This is a genomic window from Promineifilum sp. (SeqCode) (assembly GCF_041918635.1).
Taxonomy (GTDB): domain Bacteria; phylum Chloroflexota; class Anaerolineae; order Promineifilales; family Promineifilaceae; genus Promineifilum.
In genome coordinates this window covers 1-11,905 of the sequence record NZ_JAYRVJ010000480.1, presented here as the reverse complement: position 1 = coordinate 11,905, position 11,905 = coordinate 1, and the positions used below count along the sequence as shown (strand labels likewise).

Genomic DNA, 11,905 nt, shown 5'->3' with positions numbered 1-11,905 from the left:
GCTCGCCGGCCAGCCCGACCAGAAATTCGCTACCCGGCGGGATAAACGCGGGATCGGGGCCGCGGTCGATGCAAATCGTCTGGCGGACGTGTTCTCCATCGTGAGCGCGGACGACCTCGTAGCGCCAGTCGCGGCCGATGACCGTCAGCGGCGCGCCCCGCTCCTCGGCCAGCCGCACCAGCACCTCCAGCGCCTCCGGCTGTTGCGCGGCGACGACGACGGGCACGCCGGGCTTGATGATGCCCCCCTTCTCGAAGGCGATCTGGGCCAGCGTGTCGCCCAACAGTTGGGTGTGATCGAGACTCAAGCTGGTGATGACCGACACCTCCGGCAGCAGGACGTTCGTCGCATCGAGCCGCCCGCCCAGCCCGACTTCGACCACGGCCACGTCCACCGCGCTCTCGGCGAAGTGCAGAAAGGCGATGGCCGTGACAATCTCGAACCAGGTGATGCCCGGTGTCCGCTCCAGTTGGGCGCGCACGCGCTCCATGTAAGCCACAACGGCCGCCTCGGGGATGCGGCCGTCGGCGTCGTCGGGGGTCAGGACCCGGATGCGCTCGCGGAATTCGCGCAGGTGCGGCGATGTATAGAGGCCAACGCGCAGACCGGCCAGGCGCAAGCAGGCGGCGCACATGGCCGCTACCGACCCCTTGCCCTTTGTGCCGGCGATGTGGATGGCGGGGAAGCGCTCTTGCGGCCGGCCGAGCAGCGACAGCAGGTAGCGCGGCCGGTCGGTATCGATCTTGCTCGCGTTGTAGCGGTCGAGCGCCTTGTGTTCGAAGTTGATGAAACTATAGAGATAGTCCAGGGCGCGTTGGTAGGAATCCATGGGTGGGATTGTAACGTATCCCGCCCAAGCGCGCAGTCCTGGCTTTGACACGTCCCGGCAGGGTGGCTACACTCCTTCTTTCGAGGAATACTACATGGCAACTGTTCTTACCATTCATCGCGCCCTGGCTAACACAACCTGGCTTTTCTTTCTGATCCTGGGTCTATGGGGGCTACTGCGCGCCGCCCGCGGCCGGGGCGTGGACGCCAACTACCTGGGCGCGGCTTTCATCGGCCAGATGCTTTTCGTGGTGGAAAACGTGCTGGGAGCGGTGATCTGGATCGGCAATCGCGGCCTGGACATGGATCGGCCGGAGATCCACATCCTCTACGGCGTATTTGCGCTCATCTTTCTGCCCTTCGTCTACGTGTCCGTCTTGCGCGGCGACAACACCAACCGGGCGCAGTGGGTGCTGGCCTTCACGACGCTCTTCTTGTTCGGCATCGCCCTGCGCTCCATCTCCACCTCGGTCTGAGGAAGAAGAATCCACAGATCCCACAGATTACACAGATTGGGAGGAAGATTCCATCTGTGTAATCTGTGCCATTGGTGGTTCCCTCTCCAGGTGGTCATCGCGATCCTTCTCCAGGTTGACCAGGGCCGGGATGAACTGCCCGCCAATGCCGAGAGCCAATGTGAGCAGCCCACCGATCAGGAACCATGTCCGCACACCGATAACGTCGGCCAGCGGTCCGGCCACGGCCAAACCCAGCGGCATCATGGCCATCGCCGCGCTGCTAAGCAGTGTGAAGACGCGGCCCTGCATCGATGGGGCCACGGCGGCCTGCAAAACGGCCATGATTGGCCCATTGGTGATCGACGACATTAGCCCCATCAAGCCCATCGCCAGCACGGCCAGCGGAAACAGAGAGACCGGAACCAGGCCGAGGAAGAGCACGCTGAATCCCAGGCCGATGAGACCCACCAGCGACGTGTAGATACGATTCTTGAAACCACCCCATGCGCCGAGGAGCACACCGCCCACCAGCACACCAATGCCCAACGCGGCCTCCATCGCCCCCAGATGCCAGGCCGTGCCCTGAAAATGTTCGGTGACCAACAGCGGGATGAAGCTCGTCGACGGGCTGAGCACCAGGTTGATCAGCGTAGCCATGCCCATCAGGATCAACAGGCCGCGCCAGCCGAGGACGTAGCGAAAACCGGCGCGCAGGTCGTGCCAGTATTGGCCGACAGCCGAGCCTGTGGCGCCCGCCTCGTGGCGCGGCTGTGGGACGCGTATCAGCAGGACTGTGGTGATGGCGACGGCTGCGGTTACCATGTCGATCATCAGCACGCCCTGCAGCGGCAACAGTTGTAGCAGTAGCGCCCCCAACGGGGCCGAGATGATGTTCAGCCCGCCGTTGAGCATTTGGTTTAGGCCCTGAACGCGCGTCAGGTGTTCCTGGGGCACCATGAGCGAGGTCGATGCCGTCATCGCCGGGTTGTGGAACGTACTGCCCAGAGCGCGCACAAAGAGGATAACATAGACATGCCAGATGTCGGCCTGCCCCACCCAGAACAGGATCGCCAGAACCAGAGTCGCCAGGGCCACGACCGTATCGGCCAGGATCATCGTCCACTTGCGGTTCCAACGATCGACCAGCGGCCCGACGAACGGCCCCAGTACCACCTGGGGTACGAGGCCGACGATGGAGGCCACCGCCAGCACCGTCGCCGAGCCTGTCTGCTGCGTCAGCCACCAGATGAGCGCGAATTGCACCAACTGGCTGCCCAGCAGCGAAAAAACTTGTCCCACCCATAGGGCAAGAAAGGGCTTTAAGGATTGCTGCTGTTTAACCGGTTGTGCGCTCATGGCTTGCCTCACTCAGGCCACTCCAGGCCCCGCGTTGAATTTCGTTGTCAGGATACAATTATTTAATCAGTTTGTCAATATTCTTAATAGACGCATTGAATAATTCAATGATCCGAGAAACAGTTCTCCGGCCATGTCGTCTCTTAAACCTGCCAGGTCTGGACGATTATGATATACTCCCTTGACCGACTATGAGACTGAAGAACAACAAAGAGATCGCCCGCATGCGCGCCGCCGGCCGGCTGGTCGCGGAATGCTTCGCCATCCTGGAAGAGAACATCAAACCTGGCGTGACGTTGAGCGCGCTGGACAAACTGGTGGAGAACCACATCTACAAACAGGGCGCCGAGACGCTCTACAAAGGCTACCGCGGCCGCAACCGGGAGCATCCCCCCTTCCCCGGCGTCATCTGCGCCTCGGTCAACCACGAGATCTGCCACGGCCTGCCCGACGGCCGGGTATTGCAGGAAGGGGACGTTATCGGCATCGACATCGGCCTGCGCTACAAGGGGTACTGCGGGGATGCGTGCGTCACCTACCCCGTCGGCCGCGTCGCCCCGCACGTGGAGCGGCTGCTGGACATCGGCCGCGAGTCGCTGCGGCGGGGCATTGGCGCGGCGCAGTATAACGACCACCTGCACGACATCGGCCGGGCCATCGAGGACTACGCTGACACCCAGGGCGTGACCGTCGTCCATGAGTGGGGCGGCCACGGCATCGGCCGCGTCCTGCACGAGGATCTGTCCGTCTCCCACATCCGCCAGCCAGGCCCCGGGCCGCGTCTCATCCCCGGCATGACCTTCACCATCGAGCCGATGATCAACGAGGGCACACACGAGTGGATCCTGCTGCCCGACGGCTGGACGGTCATCACCGCCGACGGCAAGCTGTCGGTGCAGTTCGAGCACACCGTCGTCATCACCAAGAACGGCCCAGAGATACTGAGCCGGCTGTAAGTATCCCCATCCTCATGCTCAGTTATCTTCTGCGCGGCCTCATCCTGGGGGCTACAGCTGCCGCGCAACCTGGCCCCTTCCAGGCCTTCCTCCTGTCGCTCATCGCCCGCAACGGCTGGCGGCGCGCGCTGCCGGCGGCCTTCGCGCCGCTGCTCAGCGACGGGCCTATCCTGCTGGTCGTGTTGCTGGTGCTGACCCGGCTGCCGGAGCGGTTCCTGTCCATCCTCCAGATGGCCGGCGGGCTATTCCTGCTCTACCTGGCCTGGGGCGCGTGGCGCAGCTTCCGGCGCGATCCGGCGGCCGGTGGGGAGGCCATGCGCGGCGGCATCGTCAAGGCGGCGCTGATGAATGCCCTCAGCCCCTCCCCCTACATCTTCTGGGCCACCATCGCCGGGCCGATCCTCATCGCCGGGTGGCGGGAGTCGCCGGCGCTGGGGCTGGCCTTTGTCCTGGGGTTTTACGTGGCGATCGTCGGTGGGCTGGCGCTGTTCATCCTGGCTATCGGCGCAGCCGGTCGCGTGGAGCCACGCATCAACCGCGCCCTGGGCGCTATCTCAGCCGTGGCCCTCTTCGCCTTTGGGCTCTACCAACTGACAACAGGGATCAGCCAAATTTGAAGAAAGAATCCACAGATTTCACAGATGCCACAGATTACGATCTGAAACCTGTGTCATCTGTGAAATCTGTGGATTCCCTTCTTACAATACGATGTTGACCAGCTTCCCGCGCACGACGATGATCTGGCGCGGCGTCTTGCCGTCCAGCCAGCGCGCCGCCTTCTCCGAAGTTAGCGCGATCTGGCGCAGCCCCTCGTCGCTCGTCTCGGCCGGCACGTCGATCTTGTCGCGCATCTTGCCGTTGATCTGGATGATCAGGCTGATGATTTCATCGCGGGCCGCTTCCTCGTCCCACTGCGGCCACGCCTGCTGGTGGATGCTGTAGGGCCGGCCGCGCCGCGCCCATAGCTCTTCGGTGATGTGCGGCGACACGGGGGCCAGCAACAGCAGCAGCGTGTCCACCGCCTCATCCCACGCCTCGCGCGACGCTGCCCGCTCGCGCCCCGCGACCAGGATGGTGTTGCGCAACTCCATGATGGCCGCCACGGCCGTGTTGAACGAGAACTCCTCCAGGTCTTGCGTCACCTTGCGGATGACCTGGTGCGTCTTACGGCGCAGGGCGCGCGAGGCGGCGGCGTCCATCTCCTGGGGTTGATAGTCGGCCCGGCCCATCTCCCACACGTCCTGCAACAGCCGTTGCGGCCCCTTGATACCCTCATAGTTCCACGGCCCGCCCTGATCCCACTTGGCGAAGAACATCAGGTAAGCGCGCACCGTGTCCGCGCCAAACTGGGCTACCAGCTCGTCGGGGTTAACGACGTTGCCCTTGCTCTTCGACATGCGCTGGATGTCCAGGTGGTGGCGCAACTGGTTGACGGTGTTGGCCCCGACGATGGCCGGAACCTCGATCACCACGTCCGGCAGCGCCTCGACGGTGAACAGCTCGCCCGCGCCCACGTCCACCTGCAAGACGTTCTCCGTGCGCTTCATCAGTTCGCCGGCCACCTCCGCCACGCCCGCGCCGGCCGGGAGGCTGCCCGGCTCGATCACCTCGATCCGCTCCGCGAAGAGCTTGTTACCCTCACGCCGGCCGCGGGCCAGCACGTAGTCGCCCTTGCGCTCCGCGCCCAGGATTTGCCCCTGGTTGCGCAGCATCATCATCGGCTCGTCGAACAGCCCGGCCGGGTCGCGCCCGTGGGCTGCCATCTCCCGCGCCGCCGCCTCGAACAGCCCCAGATCGCGCATCGCCTTGGTGAAGAAGCGCGTGTACAGCAGGTGCATCGTGGCGTGCTCCACCCCGCCGGTGTACACGTCCACTGGCAGCCAGTAGGCCGCCTCGGCCGGGTCGAACGGCCCGCGGTCATAGTGCGGGCTGAGGTAGCGGTACTGGTACCAGGAAGAGCACATGAAGGTGTCCATCGTGTCCGTCTCGCGGCGGGCCGGGCGACCGTCGGCGTCGGTCGCCTCCAGGAACTCCTCATGGAAGCGTAGCGGGCTTTGGCCGGTCGGCATAAACTGCACGTCGTCGGGCAGCAGCACCGGCAACGCCTCATCCTCCTCCATAACGATCGTCCCATCCTCGCGGAACAGGGCCGGGATGGGCGCGCCCCAATAGCGCTGGCGGCTGATAAGCCAGTCGCGCAAGCGATAGTTGATCGCCTCCGCGCCGGCGCCCTCCGCCTCCAGCCAGTCGATGACGGCAGCAATAGAGGGGTTGGCCCGCCCCTTGGCCGTCGTCACCGGCGTGCCGTCGAAGCGACCGCTATTGATCATGACGCCCGGGCCGACGTAGGCCGCCTCCATGGTCATCCCGTCCGGCTCCGGCCCGTCCGGCGGGCGGATAACCGGTGTGATGGTCAGGTCATAGCGGCGGGCGAAGTCGAAGTCGCGCTGGTCGTGGGCGGGCACAGCCATGATCGCCCCCGTCCCATAGGTGATCAGCACGTAGTCGGCGATGTAGACCGGGATATAGGCCCCATTGACCGGATTGACGGCGTAGCCGCCGGTGAAGACGCCCGTCTTCTCGCGCGTCTCGGAGATGCGCTCCAGTTCGGTCGTCCGGGCCGCCTCCTCGCGGTAGGCCATGACCGCCGGACGCCGCTCGTCGGTGGTCAGCTTGTCCACCAGCGGGTGCTCGGGGGCCAGTACCATGAACGTCGCGCCCCACAGGGTATCGGGCCGTGTGGTGAAGATCTCGATCTCGTCGCCGGCCTCGCTGTGGAACAGGACGCGCGCGCCCTCGCTGCGGCCGATCCAGTTGGTCTGCATCAGCTTGACCGGATCGGGCCAGTTCAGGGGGGCGAAGTTGAGCAGTTCGTCGGCGTAACGGGTGATGCGGAAGAACCACTGCTCCATCATCTTTTGCATGACCGGCTGGCCCGTCCGCTCGTCCTTGCCGTCGATGACCTGCTCGTTCGCCAGCACCGTCTGGAGCGTCTCCGACCAGTTGACCAGCGCCTCGCCGCGGTAGGCCAGGTCGCGCTCGAAGAAGCGGCTGAAGAACCACTCCGTCCAGCGGTAATAGGCCGGGTCGCAGCTGACGGCCTCGCGCTGCCAGTCGAACATCGCCCCCATGCTGCGCAACTGCCGGCGCATGCGGTCGATGTTGGCGTACGTCCACGTCTTGGGGTGGATGTTGCGCTGGATGGCGGCGTTCTCGGCCGGCAGGCCGAAGGCGTCGAAGCCCATCGGGAACAGGACGTTGTAGCCGCGCATGCGCATGAAGCGGGCGCGCGCGTCGGACGGGGTCATGGCAAACCAGTGGCCGATGTGGAGGTCGCCGCTGGGATAGGGCAGCATCGTCAGGGCGTAGTGCTTGGGCTTGTCCCAATCCACGGTGGAGCGGTAGAGCTGGTCCGCATCCCACTTCGCCTGCCACTTCGGTTCGATGACCGCCGGGTCGTATGTGTCGCTCATTCTCTCTTCTCCGCTAACATCGCGGGCTTACCGTATTGTAGGGGCGGGTTTGAAACCCGCCCTACCATAAAATAAAGAACCCCTTTCGCTCAGAGACGAAAGGGGTTCCGCGGTACCACTCTGATTGACGGTACAAAAGTGGACCTGAAGGGGTTCGAACCCTTGACCTCCACAATGCCATTGTGGCGCTCTCCCAATTGAGCTACAGGCCCATACCATCCACTTGAACACGTAACGTGTGTCGGGCGGCGTCGGTTACTGCATTCACCGGCGCGACTCCCAGGCGAGTTCGGCCTCTGTTGTCGCCCTCCCAGCCTGTGGGGCGGCTCTCTGATGGGCGGCTTACTACTCCTGTTCGGCGTCTTTGGTTATTCGGTTTTCCGCCTGCCAACGGGTGATACTATACCCCGCTTCGCCCGATTTTGCAAGAAATCCGGCGCTTCTGCTTATGAAAAAGATGGCGTCGCCGAGGTACGCCCGAACGATTCATTGCGCCGCCCTTGACTTCCACCGGCGAATAGCCATGATCAATGGAACACTCACCAAAGGAGCGAGCTCACGTTGACCAAACGTCGCAAGAAGTCACCCGTCGAACCAGAGTACATGGAACCGGCGATGTGCAGCACCGATCTGCGCCGGGAGATTCTGCAGCGTGTCCCGTTCTTCGCCATGTTGCCGCCCAACGCCATCGAACAGATCAACCTGCGCTTTCGCGAGCGGGGTTTCACCGAAGGGGAACCCATCTTCTACGCCGGCGCTCCGGCCGCGCGCCTCTACGTGGTCGCCACGGGCAAGGTCAAGCTGATGCGCCACACCCAGGCCGGACAGGACGTGCTGCTCGATATCCTGACCGCGGGGGAGTTCTTCGGCAGCCTTTCCCTGCTGGGCAACGAGGTCTATCCTGACTCGGCCATCGCCCAAACCATCGTCTGCGCGCTCAGCGTGGGCGCGGAGGCGTTCCGGGCGATCCTGGTCGACTACCCCGCCGTGGCGCTGGCCGTGCTCGACATCACCGCCGCGCGGCTGCGCGAAGCCCACGAGGCGATCCGCCAGATCAGCGCCCACTCCGTCGAACAGCGCATCGCCTATACCCTGCTGAAACTGGCCGAAAAGCTCGGCGAACCGAGGGAGGAGGGCTTGTTGATCCAGATGCCGCTGTCGCGCGAAGACCTGGCTAATATGGCTGGCAGCACGACCGAGAGCGCCAGCCGGATCGTTAGCCAGTTTCAGCGCGAGGGGCTAATCGTAACGGGGCGTCAATGGATCGCCATCACCGATCAGGGCCGGCTCCGGGAGTTGGCCTCGGCCGGTGCTGACTGACCCGGCCGCCGCCAACCCGCGCCCCTATCCGCGCCTCATTCCCCAGATGAGGCGCTTTTGTTTTGGCGCGCCAACGCGAGCCGTTACTTGCGCCAGATCATGTAATACGCCGGCCAGATATTCTATAGTGAGTGTATAGCAAGACCTCTGAGGTTTGCGGCAAACCTCAGAGGTCTGAAGGAGAACTTGAGATGAAAACCATTCTGCGCAGTCAAGAACTGTCCTGCCCGTCCTGTGTCGCCAAGATCGAGAAGGCGCTCAAGGCCCTCGGCGGCGTCCAGGAAGCGACGGTACACTTCAACACCGGGCGGATCGTCGTAGAGCATGATCCCCAAACCGCGCCAACCGATGAACTGGTTGCCGCAGTGCGCTCGGCCGGCTATGAAGCAAAGGTCGCCCCGTACTAGCGTCCCTGACCGGCGTCCGTCGTAGGGGCAGACCTGCGTGTCTGCCCACGGCGCGCACGCAGGACTGCCCCTACGCTGAGCGATAAGGAACCCCCCCATGAGCATGATTAGAACCTGGATTGGAAACCCCAAGCTGCGCCGTCAAGCGCTGATGGTCGCCAGCGGCCTTCTCATCGCCGCCGCGTTCGCCGCCGACGGCCTGCTGCATTGGCGGTTTGGGTACAACGTCATGATGATCGCCGCGGCCGTGGTGGCCGGCTCGGATATCGCCGCGCGGGCCATCAGCAGCCTGCGCAATCGACACGTCAGCATCGAGCTATTGGTCACGATCGCCACGACGGGCGCGCTGATCATCGGCGAATACTGGGAAGCCGCGGCCGTAACGTTCCTCTTTATCTTCGGCGCCTATCTGGAAGCCCGGACGCTGAGTCAGACCCGCAAGGTGCTCCAGGGTCTGCTCGACCTGGCTCCGACTACGGCGATTGTTTGGCGCGACAGCCGGCAGGTTGAGGTTCTGGCGCACGAGGTCGCGCCGGGCGAGATGGTCATTGTTAAACCGGGCGCGAAGGTTGCCGTAGACGGCGAAGTCATCGACGGTCGTTCGGCCGTCGATGAGAGCATGATCACCGGCGAGCCGATCCCCGAAGAGAAGACCGCTGGCAGCCCGGTGTACGCCGGGACGGTGAATCAGGACGGGCTGCTCAAAGTGCGGGCGACGGGCGTCGGTGCGGATACCACGCTGGCGCGCATCGTGCGGCGCGTCGAGGAAGCGCAAGAGGAGCGAGCGCCCACCCAACGCCTGATCGAGCGCTTCGCGAAGTACTACACGCCGTTCATCATCGGTCTAAGCGTCGTCGCCTTGGCCCTGACGCGCGACGTCGACCTGGCGCTGACGCTGCTGGTGATCGGCTGCCCCGGCGCGCTGGTCATCTCCACGCCTATCTCCGTCGTGGCCGGCATCGGCCGCGCCGCCAAGAGCGGCATCCTGATCAAGGGCGGAGAATATCTGGAAAATGCCGGGAAGATCGCCGTGCTGGCGCTCGACAAGACGGGCACGCTCACCACGGGCAGGCCACGCGTGACCGACGTCGTGACCCTGACGGGGGAGACAATGCTCGTCGGGCCGGTCGCCGGGCCAACTACCGCGGTTGGGCATGGCCGCTGGTCAGCAACCCAATTGGACGTGCTTTACTGGGCGGCGGTGGCCGAGGCCGGGTCGGAGCATCCGTTGGCCCGCTCGATCCTGGCCGAGGTCGAGGACACTCACGCCTTTCCCACGGCCGAAGCGTTCGAGAGCTATACCGGCCGCGGCATCCGCGCCGAGTATGATGGGCGCGAGATCGCCGTGGGCACGCCCGCGCTGATGGAGTTCCTGGAGATCACTGTGCCCGAAGCGGCGCACAATGCCCTTACCGATCTGAGGGCCAGCGGCAAGACGGCCGTGCTCGTCGCGCTGGATGGCGTTACGCTCGGTGTGTTGGGCATCGCCGACACGCTGCGCGATACGGCGTCCGAGACAATCGGCCGGCTGCGCGATCTGGGCACGCACGTGGTGATGCTCACTGGCGACGACGAGCGCACGGCGCGGGCCATCGCCACGGAAGTGGGCGTGGCCGACGTGCGCGCGGGCTTGCTGCCGGAAGACAAGCTGGCGGCGATCCACGAATTGCAGGCGGGCGGGCGCGTGGTAGCGATGGTCGGGGACGGCATCAACGACGCGCCGGCGCTGGCCGCGGCCGACATCGGCATGGCGATGGGCGCGGCAGGCACAGACATCGCCATCGAAACCGCCGACATCGCCCTGATGGCCGACGACCTGCTGAAGATCCCGGAGGCCATTCGCCTCTCCAAAGCCACGTTGCGCAACATCCGTCAGAATGTGATGATCGCCCTGCTCACCGTGGCCGCGCTGCTGACGGGCGTGCTGCTCGGCGAAGTTCACATGGCGGGCGGGATGCTCATCCACGAGGTATCCGTGCTGGTCGTCATTGTGAACGGGATGCGACTGCTGCGGGCTTAACGAAGTAGACAAAATAAGGCCCTCTGATGTGAACAGAGGGCCTTCAATTCCTTTCTATTGAACAATCAAGAAGAGGTGGACCTGAAGGGGCTCGAACCCTTGGCCTCTACAGTGCGATTGTAGCGCTCTCCCAGCTGAGCTACAGGCCCAACAGCAAGTGTGAATTTTAGCCCAGGTTGGGGCGGTTGTCAAATTCGATCCAGACCTGACAGGTGGGCGGCCAGCGACGTTCTGAAGGGGATTAAACGGGTGGCCGCCCACCTATCACGACAGCCGGCCCATTCGCTTGACGCCGCTTTTCATTCCCTCTACCATTGAACGGTGATGGAGCCGATCTCACAAGGAGCACCCATGCCGAAGTACACGATCACCCTCGAATACTGCGTACCCTGAAACTACTGGCCGCGCGCCGCCCGTGTGGCGGACGATATCATGAGCAACTACCACCACGTCATCGAGCGCTTCACCTTCATCACCGGCAGCAAGGGCGTTTTCGACTTCCGGGTAGACGGCGAATCCCTCTTCTCCAAAAAGGACATCGGACGCCACGCCGAGCCGGGGGAGGTGTTGCGCCTCTTCCAGGAGCTTGTAGGGCCGGATGTGCCGGTCTATCCGGGAGAATAGTGGTCAGTGGTAGGGGCGGGTTTCAAACCCGCCCCTACCACCGATCATCTATCGTAGACATAAAACCCCCGCCCCACCTTCCGCCCCAACTGCCCGGCGGCGACCATGCGGCGCAGGAGGGGCGAGGGGCGGTAGCGGTCGTCGCCCCACTCCTCGAACAGGCCGGTCATGACGCCCAGCACCGCGTCCAGGCCGATCAGGTCGGCCCACTCCAGCGGCCCGCGCGGGTAGTTGGCCCCCAGCCGCATCGCCTTGTCAATGTCGGCGGCCGAGGCGACGCCCTCCATCAGCATGCCGGCCGCCTCATTGATCACGCAGCACACCGTCCGCGCCCGCACCAGCCCCGGCCCGTCGGCCACCAGGATCGTCTCCTGGCCCAGCCCCCGCCAGAACAGCTCCGCCTGCACCAGCGCCGACTCGGCCGTCTGGAGGGCGCGGGCCAGCTCGATGATACCCCCGTCGG

Annotated in this window: 10 protein-coding genes, 2 tRNA genes and 1 pseudogene; 7 read left to right on the top strand and 6 right to left on the bottom strand. The window is 64.4% G+C overall.

Features of this window, described 5'->3' with window-relative positions:
* The coding region (locus ACE3UY_RS14560; protein ID WP_374688230.1) for a folylpolyglutamate synthase/dihydrofolate synthase family protein at positions 1-829 on the bottom strand (829 nt) is incomplete at its 3' end.
* Positions 830-923: 94 nt separating this feature from the next.
* On the opposite strand from ACE3UY_RS14560, the gene ACE3UY_RS14555 reads away from it, so the two are divergent.
* Positions 924-1,304 carry a hypothetical protein gene (locus tag ACE3UY_RS14555; protein ID WP_374688229.1) on the top strand — a complete coding sequence of 127 codons (381 nt, stop codon included), beginning with the start codon at positions 924-926 and terminating at the stop codon, positions 1,302-1,304.
* A 27-nt stretch (positions 1,305-1,331) separates the two neighbouring features.
* Here the strand turns inward: ACE3UY_RS14555 and ACE3UY_RS14550 are convergent, their stop codons facing one another.
* Positions 1,332-2,642 carry an MFS transporter gene (locus tag ACE3UY_RS14550; RefSeq protein WP_374688228.1) on the bottom strand — a complete coding sequence of 437 codons (1,311 nt, stop codon included), beginning with the start codon at positions 2,640-2,642 and terminating at the stop codon, positions 1,332-1,334.
* A gap of 191 nt (positions 2,643-2,833) precedes the next feature.
* On the opposite strand from ACE3UY_RS14550, the gene map reads away from it, so the two are divergent.
* Both map and ACE3UY_RS14540 read left to right on the top strand, forming a co-directional pair.
* On the top strand, positions 2,834-3,598 hold the full coding sequence (gene map / locus ACE3UY_RS14545) for a type I methionyl aminopeptidase (RefSeq protein WP_374688227.1): 765 nt from the start codon (positions 2,834-2,836) through the stop codon (positions 3,596-3,598).
* A gap of 14 nt (positions 3,599-3,612) precedes the next feature.
* On the top strand, positions 3,613-4,215 hold the full coding sequence (locus tag ACE3UY_RS14540) for a LysE family translocator (protein WP_374688226.1): 603 nt from the start codon (positions 3,613-3,615) through the stop codon (positions 4,213-4,215).
* Positions 4,216-4,296: 81 nt separating this feature from the next.
* Here the strand turns inward: ACE3UY_RS14540 and leuS are convergent, their stop codons facing one another.
* Positions 4,297-7,071, bottom strand: a complete 2,775-nt coding sequence (gene leuS, locus ACE3UY_RS14535) for a leucine--tRNA ligase (protein WP_374688225.1) — start codon at positions 7,069-7,071, stop codon at positions 4,297-4,299.
* A 139-nt stretch (positions 7,072-7,210) separates the two neighbouring features.
* A tRNA-Ala gene (locus ACE3UY_RS14530) sits at positions 7,211-7,283 on the bottom strand.
* A 349-nt stretch (positions 7,284-7,632) separates the two neighbouring features.
* Here ACE3UY_RS14530 and ACE3UY_RS14525 point away from each other — a divergent pair.
* The 3 genes from ACE3UY_RS14525 to ACE3UY_RS14515 all read left to right on the top strand — a co-directional run bounded on the left by ACE3UY_RS14525 (position 7,633) and on the right by ACE3UY_RS14515 (position 10,818).
* Entirely contained in the window at positions 7,633-8,391 is a 759-nt protein-coding gene (locus ACE3UY_RS14525) for a Crp/Fnr family transcriptional regulator (RefSeq protein WP_374688224.1), read from the top strand.
* 191 nt (positions 8,392-8,582) lie between these two features.
* On the top strand, positions 8,583-8,798 hold the full coding sequence (locus tag ACE3UY_RS14520; protein WP_374688223.1) for a heavy-metal-associated domain-containing protein: 216 nt from the start codon (positions 8,583-8,585) through the stop codon (positions 8,796-8,798).
* Between the two features lie 97 nt (positions 8,799-8,895).
* A complete protein-coding gene (locus tag ACE3UY_RS14515; protein WP_374688222.1) occupies positions 8,896-10,818 on the top strand; it encodes a heavy metal translocating P-type ATPase in 1,923 nt (640 codons plus the stop codon).
* A 76-nt stretch (positions 10,819-10,894) separates the two neighbouring features.
* Here ACE3UY_RS14515 and ACE3UY_RS14510 read toward each other — a convergent pair.
* Positions 10,895-10,967, bottom strand: a tRNA-Ala gene (locus tag ACE3UY_RS14510).
* Positions 10,968-11,226: 259 nt separating this feature from the next.
* On the opposite strand from ACE3UY_RS14510, the pseudogene ACE3UY_RS14505 reads away from it, so the two are divergent.
* Positions 11,227-11,442: pseudogene (locus tag ACE3UY_RS14505) on the top strand (Rdx family protein); the annotation flags it as partial.
* Positions 11,443-11,486: 44 nt separating this feature from the next.
* Here the strand turns inward: ACE3UY_RS14505 and ACE3UY_RS14500 are convergent.
* Positions 11,487-11,905 (bottom strand): 3-hydroxyacyl-CoA dehydrogenase family protein (locus ACE3UY_RS14500; protein WP_374688221.1); only part of this gene is annotated, 419 nt, incomplete at its 5' end.